The following is a 25,276-nucleotide window of genomic DNA, read 5'->3' on the forward strand; positions in this document are numbered from 1 at the left end:
GGAATTGTCAATGGAATTGATTAATAGCTAATGAGGCACGGCCCTGACTTCAGCCAAGCCAGGACCGATGGCTATCATATATTCTCTTGTTTCAATGTATCAATAATATTTCCCTTTTTTACTTTCGCGCCAGAATAAACCATCGCGGAACTGACAATGACAAATACGGCGACAATGACAGACAGAATGCTTATCCAAGGCAGGGTGAACCCGTAGCTAAATTTGTTCGCAAATGCTCTATAGATCAGAACCATCACGACGAAACTAACGGGAAGCCCGAAGAGCAGCGACTTGACCCCATAAAAAATACTTTCATAGTTCATCATTTTCGCAAATCCTTTTGGTGTCATGCCTACGGATTTCAGCATCGCAAATTCTCGTTTGCGAAGAGCCAACCCCGTCGAGATCGTATTAAAAATGTTCGCAATGGAAATTGCAGAGATTAATACGATAAAACCGTAAGAAAATACGGACATCAATAGAATCTGCTGTTCTTCGCTTTTTCTGGATTGATATACATTGTAGACATTCAGATTGGTCTCATGCATCTCTTCAATTTCCTGCTGCGTTGTCATAGGTTCCGTGCTTTTCAAATGGAGGTAAGTCGAAGCGTTAGCTAGGTCTTCGTCGTCTTCGTGAATCACGTTGTATTCCGTGACGCCATCCAGGGATACGATTGATTGCATCAACCGGTTATCTATTCTTTTCCCATTGCTGTACGATACTTCAATATCGTAATTAACGCCTTCCCGCGACAGTTCCAGGGATTGTGTCATGCCAGCCGTAAAAAACGATACTGTCAAAAACAAAACGATGCTGATGACAAGCGAGAATACAATGGCATGATATCTCCGTTTGTTCCTTTTCAAGTTTTTCAGCCCGATTTCCGCTTCAATCCCGAAGAACTTACGAATGATCTTCGACGTCTTCACAGCTTTGGCCGTAAGCTTTACATCGGTAGTTTGGCGAATCGCATCCATAGCAGATACCTTGGATGCTTTGATCGCCGGAAGATACGCCGAAACGAAAATCGTCAGCATCGAAACAAGACAAGCAAGCAAGAGCGATAACGGCGTGACGATGAGCCTCAGCTTTTCGCTGGTCCATAATGCCTCTTCAATCATCACGTTCATGAACCAAAAGGTGATCCCGATCCCGGCAAGACCGCATAGAATGCCAATGGGAATGCTGATCAAGCCAATGACGAACCCTTCAAAAAGCACTGAATTTCGCTTCTGCCTTGTCGTAGCCCCTACGCTCGCGAGCATCCCTAAATGGCGGGAACGTTCCGAGACGGATATCGCAAAAGCGTTATAAATGAGCGAAACCGCGCCAATCATAATAACCGCCATAAGGATCGCCGATAATGAGAACATCATGCTGTACGAGGCTTCGCTTTTGGACAAGCCATAATAATGAAGCAAATCGTTATTATATTGGACTGTTTCAATTTGGTTGTTCTTAGCCAAATCCTCCGCATGCGCGAACAGGAACGGGTTGACACGCTGCAAGACTACCGATGCATCGACATGATCGTTGTCCGCGATGATATGATCGTCGACATAGCTAATGATCGTATAACCCGGGGCCTGAGCCGTTTCCCATACGGGACGTTTGATGAAGCCCACCACCGTATAATCCCTGATCTGGATATGCTGCAACGTTTCGTTCAATGTGCCGTCTTCCCTGCGCAGCGGTTCGGTCTGAACCAGAGGATGATCGCCCCCTTGTTCGAATCGTTCGCCGACGCGAAGGGTTAGACGATCGCCGATGTCGTACTTCACTTTGGCGTTCGTTGCAACAGGCTCGGAGATCACGACTTCCTTGTCCGTATGCGGAAGGCGACCCTGGCTTAGTTCAATCTGAAATTGTGCGAAGCCCCGCGCATCATATTCCTTGATGAACAAGTACGGCTTATTGGGATTTTGTCCCCCTTCTAATAGGGCATAGCCCAGGTCCCGTGTGATCGCAACGGTTTGGGTTGCGTCATCACCCTGTATCGCCGCAAGCTGTGCTTTGGTTACATCTTGATATTGGACATGCCACTCCCCTGTATCCGCGATGGTTTGTCTGATCATTAAATCCGAAAAGGAAAAAACAAGCGTAGCGACAGCGGTCACCATGGCAACCGAAATGATGACGCCGATGATGGTTACAAGCGTTCGTCTCTTGTTCTGCTTCAGATGCCGGATGGTTAATGTATTGACAATATTCATCGCCTTATCACCTCGTCCTTGGCAATCCTCCCGTCTTCAATCGAAATGATCCTGTCGGCTTGCAAGGCGATTCGTTCGTCGTGCGTGATCACGATCAGTGTCTGATGATAGGTCTTATTCAGCATTTTTAATAAGTCGATGATCTCGCTGCTATTCTTGCTGTCCAGATTTCCGGTCGGTTCGTCGGCCAGCATAATCGCAGGATTGCCGATGAGCGCTCGGCCGATCGAGACCCGTTGCTGCTGTCCGCCAGATAGCTGATTCGGCAGGTGATTTAATCGATGCTGCAAATTCAACGTATTCACAAGGCTATCCAACTGCTTTGGATCTATCTTTTGGCGATCCAGCAAGAGCGGCAGCGTAATATTCTCTTCCACCGTCAGGACGGGAATCAGATTGAAAAACTGGTAGATCAGGCCGATTTGCCTGCGCCTGAAGATGGCCAGCTGCGTTTCATTCAAGGCATACATGTCCGTATCCTGAACATAAACCTTCCCGCCAGTCGGCCGATCCACACCGCCCAGCAGATGAAGGAGCGTCGATTTCCCCGATCCGGACGGGCCGATAATCGCGACGAATTCGCCTTTTTGGACCGAAAAGGAAACATCATCAAGCGCCTTCACTACCGATTCGCCTGTGCCGTATATTTTAGACAGATGCTCAATTCGCAAAATTTCCATGGCTATATCTCCTAAAAGTTTTGTGAGCGTAACTTCTTGAATCGACTTCGTACAAAACTCACTTCGGAAGCATGGGCTCTCCTAAATGCTCAATTCCAGAAATATACCATCTCTCTAAATCCAACATCCCATAGGGTTTCATTCCCCTCAATGGTTATCGTAAGCTCATCTGCCTGTGGGAGGAAAATTTCGTTCACAGCTGGCTCATGGCCTTGATCTTCTGCAGATACGGACAGGAACTCATGTCCGTCGATGGTAAGCTTGATGCTGCCCTGGAAATCTTTTTGATCGGGAATTCCATAATTAAAGAAAAGATACAGCTCCCCCTTATTGCCCAACGTATACGTGTACGTTTCCTTCTTTTTACCTTCGATGTTATACACATTATATTGGGGTTCCACGTCTTGACCACCTATCTTAAGACTAGACGGTTTGCTCCCCGTTAATGTCTTCCCAGTACTATCCTTCAAATCATTTATCGCCACAAAGGGACCCATTTCTTTGGTGAACACTTGGTCAAGCATCCCGAAGACCCCACACACTCCGAGCATCAAGACAACACTAGAAATACCCGTAGCCGCAATATTTCTCCAGTTGTTTTTTGTACGAAAGCCAAGTTTGTACGCCCCGAACCCGATGGCTGCACCCAATGAGTTCTGTATGACGTCGTTCATGTCAAAGCTGCCGAGGAAGGTTAGTGCCTGAATCGTCTCCAACACGAGAATGGACAGGATGAACGAGATCATAAAGCGAACAAAGCTGGTTCGATATAATAACGGAATCAATATGCCAAAAGGGATGAAGGCTGCGATGTTCCCAAAACCCACAAAATCCATCAGCGTAGGATGTAGAAGATCGGATAGGCCTGGCAGTCTAAAAAAACTGTCCGGTAAAAAAATAAAGGTGTACTCGGTGATTTGATCTACCTTGCCTGCTCTGCCGAAAGCGAAAAACAAAAAATAAAGAATAAACAGGGTGTAGAAAATCGTGATAGCAAAAATAATCTTGCGTTGTTGCTTCAAATGCATGGTCTTACCTCCATCGTTCACCTGATGAATATCATTTTAACTGTCTAAAATGACTTTCCAGTGACGATGGAGGTGACAATTCAGTCACTTACGGCGTGCCGTTAAATCACGTGCTTATAAAATTTAATCCGAAACTGCGTACCCTTCTCGCCGTCGCTCGTCACATCGATCACGCCGTTCTGGCTGGCAATGATGCTGTGAGCCATCGCAAGTCCTATACCGATGCTCCCTTCGCTGGCGTTCTTTCCTTTGTAAAAACGTTTGAAAATATAAGGCAAATCTTCTTTCGGAATGCCTTTTCCGTTGTCAGCAATGACAATTTCCGTAAATAGTGCGTTTTCGGAAAATGTGATGAGGATCACTCCGCCTTCAGGCGTATGCTCCACGCCATTTTTCAAAATATTGATGACCGCTTCAGCAGTCCAATTGAAATCTCCGACAAAAGAGACATGGTCATCGCCCGCGATGGAAATCGTCTGTCCCTTAATATCCATCGGAATCATAACCGGCTCTAATGCCTTTTGGATAAGGTTTTTCATGGCTATGCGATCTTTTTTGAATTGGATGGTCTTCGCATCCATTTTCGATAGCCTTAGTAAGGAAGAAACAAGCCAATCGATACGTTCAAGCTGGATGCGAATATGATGGGTGAACTCCGTTCTTTTGGCCGGAGGCAGGTCAGGGGCGCTTAACAAGTCAGCCATCACCGTCATGGAGGTGAGTGGCGTTTTGAGCTGATGTGAGATATCGGATATGGCATCCGTCAGTTGAATTTTGTCCCGCTGCAATAGCGACCGGTGCTCCGATAGCATGAGCGTTACTTTGTAAATATCATTCTTTAAAATGCTTAGCTCGCCTTCTTGGTTATCGCGAACGTCAAGGGAATCATTGCCGTTGCTTATTTCCCGCAAATAGACGGAGAGCTTCGCTAATTCGCGGTACCTCCATCTCGTGAATAACAAACTCGTGCCAATAAGCAGCATGGATACAATAAAAGCGAATGCCGCGGCGACGGACGAAATGAAAGCAGCGACGATGATCGCCGTTAAGCTGATCGAGCCCATGACGAGTAATAACATTTGAATTTCCCTATTGCGCAGCATCTAATCACCGACCTTATAGCCTAAACCGCGTATCGTTTTGATCAAAGTCGGCTGCTCTGGATCATCCTCCAGCTTTTCCCTCAGCCTTTTGATATAGACCGTTAACGTATTGTCATTCACGAAGTCGCCCGCCACGTCCCAGATTTGCTCTAAAAGCTGATTCCTTGTGAGGACCTGTCCAACGTGGTTGCCGAAGATCAGCAATAAGCGATATTCCAAAGCAGTTAGCTGAATTTCGGCACCGTTTTTATACACTTTGCCTTCCAGCGTATGGATTCGAATATTGTCGATGTCGATGATCGCTCCGGCGTGGGACGGCTTCTGGTATCTCCGCAAGACGGACTTGATCCGGGAGAGAAGCTCACGTACTCGAAAAGGTTTGGTAATGTAATCATCGGCTCCCATGTCGAGTCCCATCACGACATTGACCTCATCGTCGATCACCGTTAAGAAGATGACCGGCATGTCTCGTCGCTCCTTCACCATCTTGCACAATTCATAGCCGTTTCCGTCCGGAAGCTGTAAATCGAACAAGCATAAAGTGAACTGATCAATGTCTTCGGCGAGCACCTTTTTGGCTGAAGCGACATCATGGCAGAGAACAGTTGGATAACCATCTTGCTGCAGCGAATATTCCAGTCCCGACGCGATCGTCTTATCATCTTCGACTAATAAAATTTTCATATGCAAATCATCCTTACGTTAGAGTAAATTCACTCCTCATCTTAGTTTCGATATTATAACAGATTTTAATCAACAGGTTTCACAGTTACTGATGGTAGGGTTCGACTGAAGCGAAAAGCAAAGGCGCCCCATTGGACGCCCTCCTGTCTAACATCATTATTGAAGTTTGCCTTCGCGCAGCAATTCGACGGACTTCTCAATACGCCGCTGCCTGGTTTCAGCACTCTTCGCACCCTCGATATTCAATACAAACCGGCGCTTGTTGCTGTAAGACAAGCCTTCAAAAAACTGCTGGGCCTCCCCATGACGATGAAGCGCCTCCGTAAAATCATCCGGCACGATTAACTCACGCGGCGCGGTGTCCAGTTCAAGCTCGACCTCGATTTCATCCCCGGCCTGAATGCCTGCCCCTTCGCGATTCTCCTTGCTGACAGGAAGCATGAATTTACCGCCCATCGACGCAATCGTGCTGCGATAGGTATAAGAGCCGATCGTTACTTTAACAGGCGGCTTCTTGCCTCCTCCGAGTCCCTCCACGATTTCGTCCGGGACTTCAATGCCGGTCGCTGTTTTCTTGCTGAGTTGAAGCGTCGATTTAAATTTCATGAAATTTCCCTCCTTTTTCTCATAGAGACTGCCTTGTTAATCATTTTTCATCTCATCCTTCAATTTTATTCGAGTCCATTTTGCTGATTTTTTTCATAATGGGAATAGAGTTGCGGACCGTGCTTTTTAGCTCTGACAATTTCTTGGGATGTATTTCTTAGGCATTCTCCGCCGTAACGGGGTTAACTGCAAAGAGGGAATGAATGCTGCCTTCTGGATCTGCAAAGAAGCCCGTGGTGTGCCCCCAGGACGTCACCTTCGGCGCTGTTATCCCTGTAGCCCCTTTTGAAACAAACTCATCATACATAACGTAGACATCCTCAGGAGAAGCACATTCGAAGTTAAGCTCAAAAGCCTTGCCCCTTACGCTCTTCTACAAAAGAATGGTGACCGTTTGTGTTATCTGCCATTAATGGTGCCGCGAAAATGGCTAGACGAACGCCATCATTCTCAAATTCAGTGTAATGTTCTTCTATGCAGTAGAAAAAAACATATAACACGCACAAAAGCTGTCACATTCAACCCACTCACACTGTCCCTCCATGGGGACATCATCACCGGGCTGTCTATGTGGCAGCTTTTTTCTATTCCAACCAGGGAATTCATCTAATTTTTCATTTATGTTGACGGCAACATAAATAAGTGATATCCTAGGTTCAGTCACATATGTTGACGACCACGTAAATGAAAGGAAGGCTAGCTGTATTGAAGAAAAACAATAATAACGAAGCCATGGATAATGAAATCAGTGCGGTAACACAATTTCCTGTAAGCTTCTCTATATTCAGCATGGCTCGTTCACATCATAAGATTGCAGGACAGCTGCTTCGAGAAGCGGGCCTATACCCAGGGCAGGAGCTCGTACTGATGCAGCTGTGGCACCAAGACAGCCAATCACAGAATAGTCTTTCACGGTCACTGCGCCTTGATCATTCGACAATTGCCAAATCCGTTCGCCGTTTGGAAGAGGCAGGGCTGGTCACCTGCAGCCGCTCTCAGGAAGATAAACGCGTAACCATCGTATCGCTCACCCAGGCAGGTCGTGAATTTGAACCCAAGGTGATTGAGGCTTGGAGTAAGCTGGAAGAGATTACAACGCAAGTTCTCAATGATGAAGAAAAAATGCAGTTTGTTGCCCTGGCACAAAAAATTGCCGCTTCATTAGAAGCTTAACTGTAAATCAAAAAAATGATGAGTGACAAAGGAGAGATAAGCATGTCTAACAAGTCAATGCAAGCCATTCTGGTCAATGAATATGGCGATCCAAATGTTTTGAAGGTAGAACAGGTTGAACGCCCTCAGCCGCAAACGGATGAAGTGCTCGTTCGCATTGTGTATACTACGGTTATTCCGCTTGACTTTAAAATTCGTAACGGCTGGCTTCAAGAGGTTTTCCCTGTAACATTCCCCTACATCCCTGGATTTTACGCTTCCGGAGTTGTTGAAGAGGTGGGGCAAGGTGTAACGGAGTTCAAACCGGGGGATCGTGTTTTTGGCAGTATCAGAGGAGCCTATGCTGAATATGGCATTGCGCAAGCCCAGGAATTAGTTAAAATGCCCGATCATCTCACCTTTGAAGATGCGGCAACGATTAAGGCAGGAGCCGAAGCAGCCTGGAAAGCGTTGTTCACCGAAGGCGAGCTGCAGCCTGGCCAAACCGTTCTTATTCATGCGGCAGCAGGCGGTGTTGGACAATTTGCCGTTCAGCTGGCCAAGTGGAAAGGAGCAACCGTGATCGCAACAGCATCAGCCTCTAACCTGGACTTCGTCAAGTCTTTGGGAGCAGACCAGGTCATCGATTATACCACGACGGCTTTCGAGGACGTCGTCAAAGAAGCGGATCTCGTCGTTGATTCCGTTGGAGGCGATACCGAGAATCGATCCTGGGCCGTTCTGAAGAAGGGCGGAATTCTCGTTTCTTTGACTCAGGACCCATCCCAGGAGAACGCTCAAAAACACGGCGTTACCGCTAAATTCAACACCAAGTTCCCAACATACGAGAACCTGCAGACCATAACAGAATTAATGGCCGAGGGTACGATTAAAGCAGAGATCGATTCTACTTTCCCGCTAAGCGAAGCCGACAAAGCACTGGAGAAAAGCGAAGCAAGACATGGACGCGGCAGAATTTTGCTGCACGCAAACTCAATCTGACAACATCATATATGAAATAGAAGTTTGGATATGAAAACACGGAAAACAACACGAGTGTATACCACACTACGTGTTGTTTTCTTCGTTCACATGAGCACGTTTAAGCTCTTTGCAACAAACCAAGACCCTTCTGCATCGATCGCAAAAGGGTCAGCGGTGAATCCCGTGAAGCAAAGCCCCACACTATGACTACTCGGTCTCTATGATGTTACAATCCTTCAATGATCTCTTTGATCGTACTATCGCTCTCCAAAGCGCGAACGATTAGCGTCACTGCCTGGGCACGAGTGGTTTTACGGTTTGGCGCAAATGAAGTAGCGGGTACCCCTTGCACCAATCCGGCCGCCGAATTCGAGTTGCCTGAGTCTGAACCGCCCGAATTCGAATCGTCATTACTCGACTTACGGGAAATGTACAACACGATCCGATCATCCTGATAAATAACATTGGCTCTATACTTGCCCGGAAATCCATCGATCTCAACATTGGCGAATTCTCCGCTCCGCTGTTTAGCCCCATGGGTTATAAGAGTGATGTTGCCAGTGCCAGGCACATAATTATCCGTAAATTTTACGCGCAGCTTCCCGTCCGCTTGAACCGCACCTTTGATTTCGAGCACGTCACCCGCGCCGGTAAGATTAAGCTCAAGGGTACCGTTCGCAGATTGCGTAAAGCTTCCGTTAATGGTCATTTTGCCATATACGCTCTCCACAACAGAGCCGCCGCCTTGCAGCCAGAAATGAAAGAAGCTCTGCAACATCTTCGCAAATGGTATCAGGATGGCATCATCGACCCGGAGTTTGTTACCGGGGAGAACAAGGGAGGCTACAAGCACCTCTCCCATGCTTTTATTAATGAAAGAATCGGCATGACCTCGATGGGCAACTACTATCACTGGATTCAAGACGGCGATTATTTGACGTGGACTTATGATGGCCATTCGGGCGGCAAACGGGGCTCCAAAGCCTATGATATGCTGATGAGCTTCACCGCGATCGGCGCGCGGACGCCGCCAAAGAGCCGGGTAAGCTGGAAACGATCCTGCAGATCCTGGACTATGTCAGCGCCAATCCCGACCTAGAAGAGGATACTTCGATGACATACGGGATGAAGGGAAAGCATTGGACATGGGCAGGGAACTAACAGAAATCATTTGACAAAAAACTTTAAGCGTCGTCATAATGAAAAAAGAACCGCTTTATAACGGGGTTGCTCATGATTTAAGTATATTTTACTGCATTTTCATGGAGCGAAGGGGGATGGGGATTGCTTTGACGGAAGTATCCTTGATCTCGGATTCTAAAGAGAGATGTGAAAAGCTAGGGATTGATCCACGAGGGGTTCCCTCCTTTTCTACCTTTTTATCAGAAGATGATTTGAATCTAAAACGGGCCGAATACGAAGAAATATTGTCCGTTATTAATTTTTTTGTTCATAAAATGTTGGAGCTCATGAAAGGGATTCCATTGCTGATTCTGATTTCCGATGAGAATGGCTGTATTCTGGAAATGGCTGGGGATGAAGCGATCAAGAGTGTGGTTCAGCAATCGGGCATTAAGGTTGGCCTCGTGTTCAACGAGCAAGAAGCGGGAACCAACAGCATTAATTTGGTTTTGGATCATCGTCAGCCTATCCAACTTGTCGGGGACGAGCATTATTATGATTTTTTGTGGTCCACCGCCTGTTATTCCGTGCCCTTCCAATATACGGATATCGCCAATTTGCTTGGAACCATTACGATCATGACGGCGATCGATCAGCATAATCCGTTTTTACTGGCGATGCTATGCACGGTCGTAGATTCGATCGAAAGAGAACTCCTGCTGAAAAAGCAAAATAGACGATTGCACATATTGAATCAGGTGGTCATCGAAACAACAAGAAACGGCATTATTATTACTGACCGGGACGGGAGCATTACCGAGTTTAACAAGTTTGCTGAAATTTTAACTGGTGCAAAAAAGCAGGATGTCATGAATAAACCTATTCCGGATGCCCAAACAAATGACTTCATTAAAGAGGTCCTTCAAACGGGAAAAAATTACGAGGATATGGAATTCATGCTGCAGCCTCAGACGGGACAAAACGAGCTGGTCTGCCTGTTCGACGCCTTCCCTATTCGTGATGAGAATATGCAGGTTATGGGCGCCTTTGCACAGTTTCGGGATATCACAGAGCGTTATCATACGCAAAAGCAAATCAATTATTTAGCCTATCATGACGATTTAACCGGTTTGCCGAATCGAAGATTTTTCACCAGGCATATTGATGAATTGTTGGAACATGGGTTGGAAGAGAACAGTATCTTTGCTGTCATGTTTCTCGATCTGGACAGCTTCAAGAAGATTAATGACACGCTGGGTCATAACAACGGTGACGTGCTGTTGAAGCTGGTTGCCGAGCGTCTGAAAGCTTGCTGCCATGCTCCGAATCAACTGGTTTCCAGAATGGGTGGGGACGAATTCACGATCCTCTTGCAAGAGATTACAGATCATACGGAAGCCATTCAGGTTGCGGAAGAGATTATTAAAGCATTTGAGAAACCATTTGCGGTGGACGGCTATGAGTTCTATATAACAGCCAGTATCGGTATTGTCTTCTATCCGCAAGATGGCACGAATGTCGAGATGCTGATGAAGAACGCCGACATTGCTCTTTACCGGATGAAAGACGACGGAAAGAACAATTATAACATTTTCAAGCCTATCCCGAACAGCAGCGGTATCGAACGGCTTACATTGGAGCATTCGATCCGTAAAGCGTTGCAACTGGATGAATTCGTGTTATACTACCAGCCCCAAATCGATATTCAGACAGGGGACATCATCGGTACCGAGGCGCTCGTTCGCTGGAATCACCCGACTCTCGGCTTGATCCCTCCAGCTAAGTTCATCCCGATTGCCGAAGAAACAGGACTCATTGTCCCCCTTGGGGAATGGGTGTTGAAAAGCGCCTGCATCCAAAATCAAATATGGAAAGAAAAGGGGTTTCCTCCTATGGGCATATCGGTCAATCTCTCTTCTCGCCAATTTTCAAAATATGATTTGGTAGAGACCATCAAAGAGATTTTACTCGAAACCCACATAGATCCCCAATACCTGGAACTCGAAATTACAGAGTCGATGACGATGAATGTTGATGTTGCGATCGAGGTACTCGGAAAACTTAAGGAACTAGGTATGCAAATTTGCATTGACGACTTTGGAACAGGCTATAGCAATCTTTACTACTTAAAATTGTTTTCGATTGACCGGCTGAAGATTGATCAATCCTTTGTCAGGAATATTATGACAGATTCGCATGACGCGGACATTGTAGCTACGATCATAGCAATGGCCCATAAGCTTGGAATCGATGTTATCGCAGAAGGTGTAGAAACCAAGGATCAATTGGATTTCCTGCGTAGCCAGAACTGTCATAAAGTACAAGGTTTTTATTATCACCCACCTTTACCTGCGGAACACATCGAGCAGTTGTTGATGAAAACAGTAGCAACGAAAATCAATTCGCAAAGGTGATACGATGAAAAAGAAAGTGTATACCCTACTAGTCGAACATTTTAAAAATTGGGGGATTTCTCATGTATTCGGCATCCCCGGAAAGTCCATTTCTCCGCTGATGCTTGAACTTGAAAACTATGACATTCAATATGTGCTGGGGCGTCACGAAGCTGGCAGCGGGTTTGAAGCGTCAGGTTATGCACTGGCGAAAAAAACGATAGGGATCGCGATGGGTACTTCCGGACCGGGAGGAACGAATCTGATTACAGCCGCGGGGCAGGCCAAAGAGTTCCAGCTACCTGTGTTGTTCATCACCGGACAGCCATCGATGCAAGAGACGGGGCGCGCTTTAAGTCAAGATTCAAGTCAGTTTGGGGCAGATTTGGTTAAGATGTTCGAACCCGTAACCTTGTTCAGTGCTCGCATCGAGCGGGGGGATCTTCTTTACTTATACCTTAAACATGCCCTGGAAAAAGCCTACACGGGTGAAAAGGGGCCTGTTCATCTTTGTATCCCGTTTGATGTGCTGATGGAGGAAGTGGAGACCTTCTACCTGCCTTTGCCGGACCACATTTCACCTGTTGTATCCCCCGATATTGATAAGGCGATATCGTTGCTGGGCGAGGCTAAGAAACCTGTTCTCTTCCTGGGCAAAGGTGCCGTCATGTCGGATGCATATGACCCATTGCGGATCATTGCCGAACATTGGGGGATTCCTGTAGTGACCACACCTGGTGGAAAAGGGGCATTTCCCACCAGTCATCCCTTATACTTGGGCGGATTTGGCCTCGGCGGTTCCAAGTATGCAACAGATTATATGAGATCCGGCATTGACCTGATGATCGTCGTTGGCAGCAAATTGTGCGACATGTCTTTGTCCGGATTTACAGCCGATATGGAGCCGGAAAAGGTTTTGCAATTTGAATATGACCTTAAGTTCGCAGGTAAAACCATTCAGGCACCGACGCAATGTATCCTTGGTGATATTCACTACAACCTGACTCAACTCATTGTGCAAAGCGGGGCATCCACCAAAGAGCACGAAGTGCCAGCAACCCGGGCACAAGCGGCGGCGGCAGCGACCTCCCAAATGGAGTCCGTGCTGTCAGCGGGAACGGCGTTCAGGAGCCTGCGGGCCGTGCTTCCCCAAGAGGCGGTTCTCTTCGGGGATGCAGGAAGTCACTCCTTTCATGCCGTCCAAAATTTCGAAATCATCGAGCCCGGGACATTCTTTTTCGATGAAGTGTTCATAGCCATGGGAGCAGCGATCGGCTATTCGATTGGAGCGAAAATAGCTATGCCCGATCGCCCTGTCGTCTGTGTGACCGGCGACGGCTGCATGATGATGCACGGCACCGAGATATCGACAGCAGTTAACCATGGGATTCCGGTTATTTTCTTTGTGCTGAATAACGGTCGTTTAGATATGGTAGAAAAGGGAATGTCCTATAACACAGGACGCTCCGTTGGCGCTGTCTATGAGCGACCGCTGGATGTCAGCTTATTTGCCCAATCCATGGGCGCAATGGCATTTCGCTGTGAAAATGAAATAGACATCAAGACCGCGGTTCAGTCAGCATTGCAGTCCAGCACGGCTACGGTCATCGAGGTAATGGTGGATCCGCAAGAAATTCCACCAATTCTCACTAGGTTGCTTAGTTTAGATTAAAACCCACGGAGGACGTATATGGAAACGAATCGCTATGAGAAAGGAATCGAAGTTTTACAACAGATGGTAAGCGAAGAAACACTGAACGCAACGGTTAAACAAATGGAAAAATTCTGTCCTGATATGGCCAAGCTGATTGTCGAGTTCCCTTATGGCTCGCTGTATTCCCGTCCAGGTCTGGATTTAAAGCAAAGGAGCCTGCTTACCATGGCGGCTATGATTGCCTCAGGAGCAGCAGCTCAACTCGATTTCCATATTGAAGCAGCCTTGAATGCCGGACTTACACCCAATGAGATTGTGGAAGCCGTCATGCACTGTGTATCTTATGCGGGCTTTCCCAAAACGCTGGATGCCATGTTTGTGGTCATGAAAGTGTTTAAAGAACGGGAATTTAATTACGAAGAAGCATGACACCCAGCATCTGTCATAGTTTATGTCTGCGCACTCGATCGAACGAGAAAAGTGCGAGAAGTATTAGAAATGAAAGAGGGGCTGGCACAACCAGCCCTGCCTTCAACCTAACCAGGGCCGATGGAGAGGCCGTTTGGTTCTTGAATTAAAGCAAAAGATGTAGGTGGTGACGCACTCCAAACAAGAGGAACTACGATTTCCTCGAATAAGCCTCCTCCATTCAGCGTACCAAACAGCAGGACGGTAATAAACAATGTCAAAAATGCCAAATTATTTTTCTTAGCGCAGCCTTTTCACCTCCAATCGACTTTATAATCGACACGCTGGACGTAGCTCTCCTGAGATGCCTCCGCATGGTAAGGCTCCCGCGCTGCGTTTCGACGGAGTTCCCGGCTAATGGTGGCGTGAGTCTGCCCCATTCCTTGACAATGGATCTGGCACTTTTTTCTCTATTGGTGGAGGATTTCTAGCTTGTGTCGCTCGATTATGCTAAGATGTGTGTGGCTCATGGCGGATTCTCCTTGTGTAACTGTGGGTGTAGGAATTTTCATTCTACACGAATCCGGCCATGGGCCCTTTGTTTGTTTATTTCCAGTAGGTGTCGCACTTCATATTACAGTCTGTCAAATTTTAAAATCCTCTGCTGCGTTTTCTTATTCATAGTAAGCCCCCAATTTCGGTTTTAGGATGAAACGCAGAATACCCTATTCCTAACTCGGAATAAGGGTCTTGCAGTATTGCTTACTTCAGTTCTTTAGATTATTGGAGAATACTTGAGCAGATTGAATTCACGAATTTTTCTCCTTTAATCCTCGTGTTATATAGAGTATTTAAGTTTATATTCCTTTATAAGTTCGATATTCAATACACTAGCATTTCGACTGTTAATAAAGTAGCTATAGCCGCCGCCACCCTGCCAACTTATTTCTTTCGAAATGCCTCCATCTTCTCCCTCAATGACATTCCTCAGTCTCGGAACAACTAGTTCTTGAATATGTTTACCGACTTCTATTCCAATATATTTTCTCTTCATTTTATGTGCTACTGTGGCTGTAGTTCCTGATCCCAAATACGCATCTAGCACTAAATCATTCTCGTTAGTAGCAATTTCGAGGATCCTTCTTATCAAACTCTCTGGTTTAGGTGTATCAAACACAGGACATCCAGGGAATAGACGTAATAGATGTTTTTTGGCCATTTCATTCGTCCCAACCTCACTACCCAACCACAATGTTTCGGGGGTTATCCCAATGCTACTTGATAAAAATTTTTTGATTCTTGGGACGCCATTTCCATCTTTCCCAAACCAAATATTATTAGACAATATTTCTTGCTCCATTCGTTCTTTGTTGTATACCCAACATCTTCCATTTGGTGGTGAATGTTTTTTTCCGTTTGGTGCAACTATTTCATAAAATTGACTCTTAACAGCATGTCCTGCTTGTACATGAGCAGATACTGATTGCCATGATCCTCTTGGATCATTATCTTGATTTTTGTATCTCGATAACATCTCCAAATTTGGAGGGAGTAAATTCCTTGAATGTTTAAATTTGATAGGATTCTTGGCGTAAACCAGAATATACTCATGATTGTTTGAAAATACTTTGCGATTTTCCCTAGTAATTCGTTGTTGCCATATAATGGTTGTAATAAAATTTTTTCTTCCGAACACTTTATCGGCAGCCACTTTTAAATAGTGCACTTCACTATCATCAATAGATATCCATATGCTACCTTCGTCAGAAAGGAAACTCTTTAACTTTTCAAGTGTCTTAGTAATCTCTTCAAGCCACGTTTCATGTTTCATATCATCATTATAATGAGTGTACTTCTCACCGTTATTATACGGCGGATCAATATATATACACTTCACTTGATTGCTAAATCGGTCTTTAATAATATCAAGGACACTACAATTGTCGCCTTCAATAATCATATTACCCGTTTCTTCTTCGCCGTGGGACTTTTCTTTTATATATTCTAATTGACTATAATCATGTATTTTAATCATCTACTTTCTATTATGAATGATATTTATAATTGACAGATTATTAATAATTCTGCTTCGTAGGAAATATCAAAATTGTTGTTAGAGTTGTTTAACTTACTATGCGAAAATTGACCCGCGGAGATTGTTTCAACCCTTGAAAAATACCTCCTGGCCATATCTTCAAGCCCATTTATTGTATGCACCCTAGGGGTAGACTTCTTTGTTTCATCATATGGAGAATAAGATAGAACAAGCGGAACATCTAACTCACGTACTTTCCTAAACAAATTTTCAAAAGCTGTTGTTGCCTGGGATTTTATTGAAAATGGCGACTGGTGCCTATCCTCTCTGTACATCCCCCTACTTAAGTTTGTTCCTCCATTTAGGTTTGTTCTCGAAATCTTAGGATTATCTCGAAGGCAAATTGTTTCAAGGACGTGGTAATACCTACTATAATGATATCTAGTATAAGGAGGATCAGCATAGACAACTTTTACGTTATGAGCGTTTCTATTAGAAAGAATATCTAATGCATCCGAGTAATCCATCTTATATATATAATGGTCAAACACTGACTTTTCTTGAGCTAAATAAAGCTCTACCCATTCTTTATATATATGAAATACATTTTTTTCCCTATCCTTTTGAACTCTGCTACCTATATTTTTCTTCGGAGTACCATCAGCACTTCTCGGTTTGATTGGTTGAGCAAATTGCTTTCCTACAGTATTGACAATATCACTTGCTGTACTTAAAACTGATGCGAGGAATATATCCCGCGCCTCTTCCGGTAATTCTTGAACCCCTTCTAGGATGGAGTCTATTTGTACGGATTGAAGATAGGAGAAATAGACCCCTCCGAAATAACGGACAACTAATGCCTCTGCTCCCGCAGTAAACATTGAAGCCTCTAGGCGAGAAACCGTACACTTCAACGCATGAATTAGTTTAGAAGAACAATCGAGATTTATGCCCTGCTCATAGGATAAAATAGATCCCTTTTCTAAAAGTTCACATAGAGGATTCGGGTCTCCATGTAAAGCTTGGTCAATACAACATGCCTCGTATTCAATCATCGGTTCAATACATGAATATAACTTAGCATAATGTGATGATCTTTGACATCCTTCCAAAAACTCATTTACATTAAAGTCCCCACTTATAGGCTTCAGTAAAGCTGAACAAATAACCCTAGAATACTCTTGTATGTCCACTGATGTTACTGGTCTAAACTTAGACAAGTGCCTTGAGACAGTCCCCGACCCGGCAAATAAATCACAGACTCCACCACCTGATGGCTCTACTTGGTCAATTGTACTTTGAATAAAATCTAGAATTCTTAACTTACTACCCAGATAATGAATAGGTCTAAATTGAGACACTTGAGTTGCTGCTGATATTTCTGGAAACATGCTTAATTGGCCATATTTAAAACTATCATTTTGAACCACTTTAATGTCTGAGGCATATTCAAGCTGTCTATTTTTCATTAAATCACACCCAACTTATACTGTTATATTCCAAATTGGTAAATGAGGGCATCTTATTCTGATCTCATCTACTGATGTAATATGTCTCTTCATTTGGTTATTAGTAGTTGCAGGAATCTCCAAATCTAGATATTGTCTAACTTCGTTATAGAAAGGGTCGGTAGGCATTGCGAGCACGTAAAGAAAATCTCGAGTTGACACACGTACAAATACCCCAATAGGTCGATTAAGAGTTGGGTATGCTAAACCTGCTGCAGCACCAAGCTCTATTCGCCAATTATGACTGGCCACTGAAACACTATTTCTTATCTCAGTTTCACCAAGGGTTCCCGTTGCAGAAACATTCCTGAGTAGCATACGATAATATCCATTAACACCTGCAGGAGCACCAAAAAAGTTCTCAAAAGCGTACTTACTAAAGTTGGCCTGTTTCCACCTAACGTTATTATTTGGTATCTCTGCAACCAATGCAGGATCGCTTTCATCGAAAATCCACGCTCCTAAATCTTCCTCTTCAATAAATTCAGAAATCAAAGGAGCATGTTCTTCTTGAAATTCACCCTCTTGTTCAACTTCAAAACTTGGATCAGCAATTGATTCGTCATGTTCGTCTAAAACAGCTCTATTTTTTAATCTCGAGAAGACTTTTGCGTTCTCCTTGGCCTTTTTAATAACTTCCTCATCATCTATCTGCTTCAAGAATCGTGTGTTTAGATCTAACCAACTATTCCAGTACTCTTCGATTTCTTGAATTTTTGTACTGTCAACTTCAACTATACTAAAAGCTTCTCTATTTCGTCTTAATCCTTTTTCTGTTAAATTACCAGACCCTAAGACTAAGACACCGCCAGTATTATTTTTAAACCAACTGAATTTTGGATGAAACAGTGATCCTTTTGTATCATGATGGAATGCGGAAGCTTCCAGTCCACTGAATTTGTTTCTCAACTCGTTTATTTTTTCAAGTGCTTTTTCACTGGTTATTTCGTCAATCCCTACTATTAGTCTGAAGTTTCCGTTAATTATCATTTTAGTAAAAGAATCATCCTCGAAAAGTAACTTTGCACCGCCTGCAGTAACGAAAGCATATGCCCCTCCACCTTGAGTAGCGCCCTCAGATGCCTTAAGTAATGCTTCATGTAGGGAATATCCATCCTCAAACATTGGGTCCTGTATATAAAAGTCCATTCCTATTACTCCTAACAGTAAGATATTTGTTTTTATTATATCTTATTTTTTTATAATAGAGGAAAGAACCTTCATATACATTTGATTAATCTTCCAATAAAATTAAGCAACTGAAGTAACATTTATATTATACCAAACATTTGTTCTCATTTATAGTTTTTTAAATTTTCTACTCTCGTTCCCGCACGAAAAATTTCGCCGTCACTTATGATACGGTTCCCCCCGATTGATCTTCACCGCCCTATAAATCTGCTCCACCAATACTAGCCGCATCAGTTGATGCGGCAGTGTCATGCGCCCGAAGCTCAGCCTCTGCTGAGCGCGGCGCAGAACGGCGTCCGAGAGGCCGTTGCTGCCGCCGATCACGAACACGACGTGGCTTGTGCCATAGGTGGCGAGCTTGTCCAGCTCGGCGGCCAGCTCCTCTGAGCTCCACAGCTTGCCGTCGATGGCGAGCGCGATGACGTGCGCTTCGTTCTTGATCAGCGCGAGCAGTCGCTCGCCCTCGCGCTCCTTCACCTGCCGGACCTCCGCCTCGCTCATGTTCTCCGGCGCTTTCTCGTCCGGCACCTCAAGCGTTTCGAATTTCACATAAGGGCCTAACCGCTTAGCATACTCCGCAATACCCTGTACCAGATATTTTTCCTTCAACTTGCCGACTCCGATAATTTGTATGAACACGGCTGCTGCCCCCTTCGTTTCTTATCTCAGACTAGCCTCCACAGGTGATTCTGCCAATCACCCTGGATGCCAAAAAGAGCGTGCCCGATCCACTCCCGCCGGTCACGCTCTCCTTCTCGTTTCATTTCAATGGTTCCATTTGCTCAATCGTGTCCGGTTATACAATCAGAAACTCGGCATGCTGGTCACACTGCGAGCACTTGACCGGCGGGTCCCAATCGGAGAATTCCGTCTCCTTCAGGTCCACCACATCCGGCGCATCCTCAAATTCATCGACAAACAGGTCGATCGCCAGTTCCACATGTTCTTTACATACAACGTACATTCAAATAGCATCCCTTTCCGTTATACCTCTGAAGCGAGCGGCTTGGTGTGTAGAGCTCTTGCCTTGGTATCTATCATTCTAGCCACTTCTCTGTTCTACCACACCTTACACGGAAAGAAAAGGCCCTTTGCCCTTTTATACACCAAAAACATCTTCTCCAAGCTCTGCAGGAGCGATTCTCTATACTGGTCTATGTATTGGTCCTTAACAGAGGAAAAGGGAGATGGCCCTCCTATGAAGAGATACAGCCAGAAGATATGTGCCGACTCTTGCCGAGCGTAGCTTTTTTTACACAACACCTTCCCGGGAGGCCAAAATACGTTCCCCGTCAAAATTCATACCCTCTTCTTCTAATTCGGACTGTATAATGCATGCCAGCAGGCTGTGATATTCCTTAACCTGATCAGGCAAAGCGTAGCTGCGGAACATCTCGAACATTGCTACACACCGTTTAAAGCCGTTCATATCGTTCAAATGGATATACCTGTTCAATGCATGGAGCGTATCGGCCAAGCCCCGCCTATAATCTTTATTTCTGAAGCGATAAATCATGAGAAGGTACCTTACTCTTGTATAACGGGTGAAAATGAGAGGGTCTGTTTCTGTGGTGTCGGGATTAAAATTTTCGATCAATGTGTTGATTTCATCATTCAGATCAAAATTATGAAGAATCGCCGCCTCCAAAATATTGACCAGTCCGGCTGCGATTTCCTGAGGATTGTCTTTAAGGAATTGAACATAATCGGGGAGCACCTTCAACTGGCCTTCCAGCAAATCAAGACCGAAAGCGTTAGCCCTGGCGAGAAAATTCAGACGGCGGACCTCTTCCATGCCAGCCTCATCCAGATCCTTAAACCATCCGAGGTCGGCATATTGACGGATACAGTGTCGTTCTTCCGCATATTTTTTTAGCTTTCTGAGCGCAATTCCTTTAATGAGCAAGCTAAAACCATAGTAATACACCAACGGTCGTTCCGTATGTATGGACCAAATGGCCTGTCCTTCCTGTTTAAAACAATGCTGATTATAAATAGAAAGAACCGTCACATACAGATGATCTGCAATATCGATCATCTCACGCCAGTTACCCAGTGAATAGGCCATTCGCAACAGCTTGACGAGCCCGTCCAGATCGCGATAGTTTCTTAAATCAATTTCCGTCATTTTGGCAATCCCCTCCTTCGCTATTTTTCCACCCCATCCAAAGGTATACTAGTTCTCATTTACACGTCAATAGCCGCATTTTATCGAAATTCCCCATAATTTAGGTTGAATTGGAAAAGGGCAGTCCATTTTTTTATTTCCTGATACACCTGGACATTAGCCTGCATATACTACACAAAACAAAAAAACATTGAGCCTTTCAGAAGGCAGGGTATTCACAATTACAGATTGCTTCATACATTTGGGAGATCACAAGAAATGAGAGGGAAGACCATGACAGATGAGGAAACTAACTTTTGCTTTGTAACCTGCGTGAATGATGAACATATGTACAAATTATGCCTGGAGCACATTCAAAGCCTGTTTCTGCCGCCGGGAGTTCAGCTCGAAGTCGTCGCCATCAGAGGAGCGACTAGCATCACATCCGGTTATAATCAAGCCGCTCGCAATTCTAAAGCGAAATACAAGGTGTATTTGCATCAGGATACGTATATCATGAATCGCAACTTCCTCTATGAACTGTTAAGAGTGTTTCAAAACCATCCCCAGCTCGGGCTGGTCGGGCTCATCGGGTCAGGAACCATTCCGGCTAATGGCGTGTGGTGGGAGTCAGGCGAACTGTTCGGCAAAGTACTAGAGTATCGCAGCACGTACAATTACTTGAAATTCGCCGAGGCTGAGGGCCCCTTTAAAAATGCTGCCGCCATTGACGGCTTACTGATGGCGACTCAATACGATATCCCGTGGCGGGATGACATCTTTGACGGTTGGCATTTCTATGATATATCCCAAAGCTGCGAATTCAAGAGGAAAGGGTATTCAGTGGGCATTCTGCCCCAGGCCGAGCCTTGGGCTCTTCATGCCTGCGGAGTTATGTATCCAGATGATATCTATTACCGGTATCGTGACAAGTTCCTTCAAGAATATAGCTCAGATGCAACAACATTTGGACCAAATAAGCCATTCTGAAAAAATACGGGAAGCAAAGAAGATCTTGTCTAGTCTTCTTTGCTTCCCGTATATTGTTTTCCCTTTACTCGTCCGGCTTATCCATCAACTTCACCGTCACCTTCTCCACCTTGCCCTCACGGTAGTAGGTGACTTCCATCTTATCGCCGATCTTCTTGTCGTTATACAGATACCGCCGCAGCTCTAGTGTGGAATGAATCAGCCTTCCGTCCAGCGCCGTAATGACATCGTTCAGCTTCAGTCCGCCTTCCTTCGCAGGCCCATGCGATTCCAGCACGATTACACCTGCTTTGACCTCGTCCGGAAGCTTCAATTCCTTACGCTGCTCGTCGTCAATCGGGGCGTACTGATTTTCCAGATCTATCGTGTAGACACCCAGGTACGGGCGCTCAATTTCCCCATCGTCTATGAGGTCGTTGACCGTGGTCATGACCTCATTGGCCGGGATGGCAAAACCCAATCCTTCCACGCCGGTATCTGCAATTTTCATGGTATTGATGCCAATCACGCGACCGTTCAGATCAACCAGAGCACCTCCGCTGTTGCCTTCGTTAATCGCGGCATCGGTCTGGATCACGCTTTGCTCCCAGTCGTATACACCATCCTGGTTAATGGACACCGGGATAATCCGGTTCGTATAACTGACAATCCCGGAGGTAAGTGTATCGCCCAGCCCGAGCGGGTTACCGATGGCGATCACCGTTTCTCCCAGACGCAGGCGGCTGGAGTCGCCGATCTCGGCAACCGTATCGATATTTTTATCATCAACAGCCAGAACCGCAATATCCGTTATACGGTCTCTGCCGATTAATTCCGCTTTCTTGCTCTCCCCTTCGACCGTCACCACTTCAAGGTCCTCGGAGCCTTCCACAACATGATTATTCGTCATAATGTATGCCTTGCCTCCGGCAATGCGGAAGATCACCCCTGAGCCGAGCGCTGAATCGGCTAAGGCCGCTTCTTGCCCGTCCCGGTAATTTACAATGCTTACGACCGCAGGGCGAACCTTGGCAGCCGCCTGAATTAGACGCTCATAAGGATCCGAGGAAGACAATGTCGTATAACCGTTGGCACCGGTCAATGCCGTTGTGTTCGGCAGACCTGTGATGAAGCTGAACAGAAGCACGGCCACAATGGCACTGATCACACCGCTGACAACCGCGGTCTGCAGCATCGACGGCCGTCTCAGGCGTCTTCTTCTCCCTGACCATCGGGCCTTGCTGTGGTGGGAACCGGGGGCGGGAGTCTTCAAGCTGCGTCCCGACACTTTAGCCGAGTAAAAATCGTCATCAAACAAGCCCATGCTGATCCTCTCCCCTTCTTGACACGCACCGGTTTACTTATTGATCACCACAAATTGATCGCCACAAAACTCCCTTATCTAGCCGCAAAATAAAAATTGCAACATTTCCAGCATACACGCTGGCGGACGAACCGGATAGAGGCAAAAAGAGGAATGATTTTCACCCAAGCTGACTACAATGGTAAAGAGTCTATTAGACATGCATTGCCGCTTATCCTAGCATTCATCAAGCTGTATATGCACCTTCCAAATCTTTGTATTTGGTAATTGTATTGTATCATAAGCCACTTTAAAAAACAGAGCCGTTTTGTGCGGACAAGTTCATTTTTTATTGAAATCAAAGGAGGAAAACGCATGGAACGACATCGTACAAGCATGGAGGAAGTGGGGATGGTTGCCAAGCTGGCAGACTTAAAGGAAGATCATTACCGCAACACCCTTGCGCTCAGCACACTAATTGAATTACTCGTGGATAAAGGGGTTCTTACCCGTGAGGAAGTGGAGCAGAAAGCCGCCGAACTGGACAGCTTTATGGCTCACTTACCTTATCCCATGGCGTAGGCCTGTCGTAATACGTTTCACACAGTCTGAATTCATTATCCTTGTAAAAACAGCCGCGGTCTTCCATCGCTCCCCGCACTGTCATCTTGGCAAGCTCCATCATATTATGATCCCGGCTTAAATGAGCAAGGTACGTCCGCTTCGTATACCCGTTGAGCAGCTCACTTAAGATCGCACCCGCCATTTCATTGGATAAATGGCCGATGTCGCTCAGAATTCTGCGTTTAATATTCCATGGATAACGGCCCATGCGCAGCAATTCAACGTCATGGTTCGCCTCCAGAATCAGCACATCCGATTTGGAAATCGCCTGCTTCACCTTGTCGCTGACATAACCGAGATCGGTCGCGACGCTCAGCTTCTCCTGCTCGTCATAAAAGTTATACCCCACCGGCTCGGCCGCATCATGCGAAATGCCGAACGATTCCACCCGCAGCGAACCGAGCTCCAGGTTGGCCCCGGTCTCCATTATTTTTCGATTCTCATCTTCAATAGTCCCGATGGACTTGGCCATAGCAGCCCAAGTCTTCTCGTTGGCATAGACCGGGAGATTGTATTTGCGCGCGACGGCCCCCAGCCCTTTGATATGGTCGGAATGCTCGTGGGTAACGAGTATTCCATCCAGGTCCCTCCCGCTCAGATCACGCTCCTGCAGCAGCTCTTCAATGCGCTTCGCACTGAGTCCTGCGTCGATCATCAGAGTGGTGTCCTCATTGCGGACCACCGTTGCATTCCCTGTCGAACCGCTCGACAGGACGGTAAATGATATGCCCATGATTATGATTCCTCCGTTTGTTCTGTCTTCGGGCTGATGACATCACCGTTCATCTGTACGTAATACTCCTGCCCATCCTCCAGAATGAACCGCCATACCGCGACGGCCACCTGGTTGTCCGAATTAAAATCACGGCCGTAATAACCGAGCCGGATATCCTTCACTACCGCTTCCATCGGCAAATAATTATCCACCAGCCGTCCCAGCGCCTTCGACGCCGGCAGTGCCTTTTCCTTTTCCTCCGTTGTTGTCAGCCCAACCGGAATTTTACGGTATTCCGTGATCTTCTGATTGCTGTAATAGAGCTCCAGATTCACCTTGAAAAGGGGCCATCTTCCATCTACCAGCGGGTGCAGTACAAAAGCGCCGAAGGCATCGTCCGAATCGTACTCCGCCAAGGGATCGTAATCATAGTCAGCAATATCGGGAATCTCAGAACGCAGCGCCTCCGTCAGCTCTGGAAGGCTGAAGATCAGTCTGCTATCCACCGGCTTGGCCAGCTTCACCCGCTTCCCTTTCTCGCCCGCCACATACGTATAGGACAGCTTCGGCAGCTCCGGTGTTCCGCCGGGAATTGGAGCCAGCACCTGGATGCCCTTCTCTTCCATGATCCGCTGCGTATCCGCATCCAGGGAGGTGAAATCGAGCGACGGTCCGGCCGACTCACGCATATCGCTCCACAACTGGAATCCCAGCACCAGATTCAGCAGCAAAAAGGCAAATATCAGCACATTTTTGGCGCGGCTCCAATCCATTCCCGTACCCCCTTCATTCCT

Annotated in this window: 24 protein-coding genes and 2 pseudogenes; 8 read left to right on the top strand and 18 right to left on the bottom strand. The window is 45.9% G+C overall.

What is annotated here, in order from left to right:
* Positions 1-74 precede the first annotated feature (74 nt).
* The 7 genes from OIN60_RS06405 to OIN60_RS06435 form a co-directional block, all read right to left on the bottom strand.
* Positions 75-2,216 (bottom strand): ABC transporter permease, encoded by a 2,142-nt coding sequence (locus OIN60_RS06405; RefSeq protein WP_305754012.1) that lies wholly within the window; start codon positions 2,214-2,216, stop codon positions 75-77.
* Complete coding sequence (locus tag OIN60_RS06410) at positions 2,213-2,896, bottom strand: ABC transporter ATP-binding protein (RefSeq protein WP_305754013.1); 684 nt, start codon at positions 2,894-2,896, stop codon at positions 2,213-2,215. The genes OIN60_RS06405 and OIN60_RS06410 overlap by 4 nt, the downstream gene beginning before the upstream one ends.
* 89 nt (positions 2,897-2,985) lie before the next feature.
* Positions 2,986-3,924 carry a VanZ family protein gene (locus OIN60_RS06415; protein WP_305754014.1) on the bottom strand — a complete coding sequence of 313 codons (939 nt, stop codon included), beginning with the start codon at positions 3,922-3,924 and terminating at the stop codon, positions 2,986-2,988.
* A 101-nt stretch (positions 3,925-4,025) separates the two neighbouring features.
* Positions 4,026-5,027: a sensor histidine kinase gene (locus tag OIN60_RS06420; RefSeq protein WP_305754015.1), complete on the bottom strand. Its 1,002-nt coding sequence runs from the start codon at positions 5,025-5,027 to the stop codon at positions 4,026-4,028.
* Complete coding sequence (locus OIN60_RS06425; protein WP_305754016.1) at positions 5,028-5,711, bottom strand: response regulator transcription factor; 684 nt, start codon at positions 5,709-5,711, stop codon at positions 5,028-5,030.
* Positions 5,712-5,867: 156 nt separating this feature from the next.
* Positions 5,868-6,317 (bottom strand): YdeI/OmpD-associated family protein, encoded by a 450-nt coding sequence (locus tag OIN60_RS06430; RefSeq protein ID WP_305754017.1) that lies wholly within the window; start codon positions 6,315-6,317, stop codon positions 5,868-5,870.
* 157 nt (positions 6,318-6,474) lie between these two features.
* On the bottom strand, positions 6,475-6,624 hold the full coding sequence (locus OIN60_RS06435; protein ID WP_305754018.1) for a VOC family protein: 150 nt from the start codon (positions 6,622-6,624) through the stop codon (positions 6,475-6,477).
* Between the two features lie 398 nt (positions 6,625-7,022).
* Between OIN60_RS06435 and OIN60_RS06440 the strand changes: the two genes are divergently transcribed.
* The gene (locus OIN60_RS06440) at positions 7,023-7,490 is read left to right on the top strand and encodes a MarR family winged helix-turn-helix transcriptional regulator (protein WP_305754019.1); all 468 of its coding nucleotides are present in this window, start codon (positions 7,023-7,025) and stop codon (positions 7,488-7,490) included.
* Positions 7,491-7,532: 42 nt separating this feature from the next.
* Complete coding sequence (locus OIN60_RS06445) at positions 7,533-8,471, top strand: NADP-dependent oxidoreductase (RefSeq protein ID WP_305754020.1); 939 nt, start codon at positions 7,533-7,535, stop codon at positions 8,469-8,471.
* A 208-nt stretch (positions 8,472-8,679) separates the two neighbouring features.
* Here OIN60_RS06445 and OIN60_RS06450 read toward each other — a convergent pair whose 3' ends face one another.
* A complete protein-coding gene (locus tag OIN60_RS06450; protein WP_305754021.1) occupies positions 8,680-9,183 on the bottom strand; it encodes an S-layer homology domain-containing protein in 504 nt (167 codons plus the stop codon).
* Between the two features lie 12 nt (positions 9,184-9,195).
* On the opposite strand from OIN60_RS06450, the pseudogene OIN60_RS06455 reads away from it, so the two are divergent.
* The 4 genes and pseudogenes from OIN60_RS06455 to OIN60_RS06470 form a co-directional block, all read left to right on the top strand.
* Positions 9,196-9,602 (top strand): annotated as a pseudogene (locus OIN60_RS06455) (extracellular solute-binding protein); the annotation flags it as partial.
* Between the two features lie 128 nt (positions 9,603-9,730).
* Positions 9,731-11,989 (top strand): putative bifunctional diguanylate cyclase/phosphodiesterase, encoded by a 2,259-nt coding sequence (locus tag OIN60_RS06460; RefSeq protein ID WP_305754022.1) that lies wholly within the window; start codon positions 9,731-9,733, stop codon positions 11,987-11,989.
* A gap of 4 nt (positions 11,990-11,993) precedes the next feature.
* Positions 11,994-13,640, top strand: a complete 1,647-nt coding sequence (locus OIN60_RS06465; protein WP_305754023.1) for a thiamine pyrophosphate-binding protein — start codon at positions 11,994-11,996, stop codon at positions 13,638-13,640.
* Positions 13,641-13,658: 18 nt separating this feature from the next.
* Positions 13,659-14,051, top strand: coding sequence for a carboxymuconolactone decarboxylase family protein (locus OIN60_RS06470; RefSeq protein WP_305754024.1), 393 nt, complete (start codon positions 13,659-13,661; stop codon positions 14,049-14,051).
* A 320-nt stretch (positions 14,052-14,371) separates the two neighbouring features.
* Here OIN60_RS06470 and OIN60_RS22725 read toward each other — a convergent pair.
* The 7 genes and pseudogenes from OIN60_RS22725 to OIN60_RS06500 all read right to left on the bottom strand — a co-directional run.
* A pseudogene (locus OIN60_RS22725) lies at positions 14,372-14,560 on the bottom strand (helix-turn-helix domain-containing protein); the annotation flags it as partial.
* Between the two features lie 308 nt (positions 14,561-14,868).
* Positions 14,869-16,065 (bottom strand): site-specific DNA-methyltransferase, encoded by a 1,197-nt coding sequence (locus OIN60_RS06475; protein ID WP_305754025.1) that lies wholly within the window; start codon positions 16,063-16,065, stop codon positions 14,869-14,871.
* A gap of 23 nt (positions 16,066-16,088) precedes the next feature.
* Complete coding sequence (locus OIN60_RS06480) at positions 16,089-17,534, bottom strand: DNA adenine methylase (RefSeq protein ID WP_305754026.1); 1,446 nt, start codon at positions 17,532-17,534, stop codon at positions 16,089-16,091.
* A gap of 15 nt (positions 17,535-17,549) precedes the next feature.
* Positions 17,550-18,722, bottom strand: coding sequence for a phospholipase D family protein (locus OIN60_RS06485; protein WP_305754027.1), 1,173 nt, complete (start codon positions 18,720-18,722; stop codon positions 17,550-17,552).
* 201 nt (positions 18,723-18,923) lie between these two features.
* The gene (gene rlmH / locus OIN60_RS06490) at positions 18,924-19,403 is read right to left on the bottom strand and encodes a 23S rRNA (pseudouridine(1915)-N(3))-methyltransferase RlmH (protein ID WP_305754028.1); all 480 of its coding nucleotides are present in this window, start codon (positions 19,401-19,403) and stop codon (positions 18,924-18,926) included.
* A gap of 157 nt (positions 19,404-19,560) precedes the next feature.
* Positions 19,561-19,728 (bottom strand): CxxH/CxxC protein, encoded by a 168-nt coding sequence (locus OIN60_RS06495; RefSeq protein WP_305754029.1) that lies wholly within the window; start codon positions 19,726-19,728, stop codon positions 19,561-19,563.
* Positions 19,729-20,016: 288 nt separating this feature from the next.
* Positions 20,017-20,892, bottom strand: a complete 876-nt coding sequence (locus OIN60_RS06500) for a DNA-binding protein (RefSeq protein ID WP_305754030.1) — start codon at positions 20,890-20,892, stop codon at positions 20,017-20,019.
* A gap of 258 nt (positions 20,893-21,150) precedes the next feature.
* Here OIN60_RS06500 and OIN60_RS06505 point away from each other — a divergent pair, with 258 nt between their 5' ends.
* Positions 21,151-21,861, top strand: a complete 711-nt coding sequence (locus OIN60_RS06505; RefSeq protein ID WP_305754031.1) for a glycosyltransferase family protein — start codon at positions 21,151-21,153, stop codon at positions 21,859-21,861.
* 64 nt (positions 21,862-21,925) lie between these two features.
* On the opposite strand, the gene OIN60_RS06510 is transcribed toward OIN60_RS06505, so the two are convergent.
* Positions 21,926-23,164, bottom strand: coding sequence for a S1C family serine protease (locus tag OIN60_RS06510; protein ID WP_305754032.1), 1,239 nt, complete (start codon positions 23,162-23,164; stop codon positions 21,926-21,928).
* Positions 23,165-23,518: 354 nt separating this feature from the next.
* Here OIN60_RS06510 and OIN60_RS06515 point away from each other — a divergent pair, with 354 nt between their 5' ends.
* A complete protein-coding gene (locus tag OIN60_RS06515; RefSeq protein ID WP_305754033.1) occupies positions 23,519-23,725 on the top strand; it encodes a hypothetical protein in 207 nt (68 codons plus the stop codon).
* On the opposite strand, the gene OIN60_RS06520 is transcribed toward OIN60_RS06515, so the two are convergent.
* Together OIN60_RS06520 and yycI are read right to left on the bottom strand one after the other, a co-directional pair.
* Complete coding sequence (locus OIN60_RS06520) at positions 23,694-24,500, bottom strand: MBL fold metallo-hydrolase (RefSeq protein ID WP_305754034.1); 807 nt, start codon at positions 24,498-24,500, stop codon at positions 23,694-23,696. The two genes, OIN60_RS06515 and OIN60_RS06520, sit on opposite strands and share 32 nt — an antisense overlap.
* A gap of 2 nt (positions 24,501-24,502) precedes the next feature.
* Positions 24,503-25,255, bottom strand: a complete 753-nt coding sequence (gene yycI, locus OIN60_RS06525; RefSeq protein WP_305754035.1) for a two-component system regulatory protein YycI — start codon at positions 25,253-25,255, stop codon at positions 24,503-24,505.
* Positions 25,256-25,276 lie beyond the last annotated feature (21 nt).

The sequence above is a fragment of the Paenibacillus zeirhizosphaerae genome, assembly GCF_030705605.1.
In the GTDB taxonomy this organism is placed as follows: Bacteria; Bacillota; Bacilli; order Paenibacillales; family Paenibacillaceae; genus Paenibacillus; species Paenibacillus zeirhizosphaerae.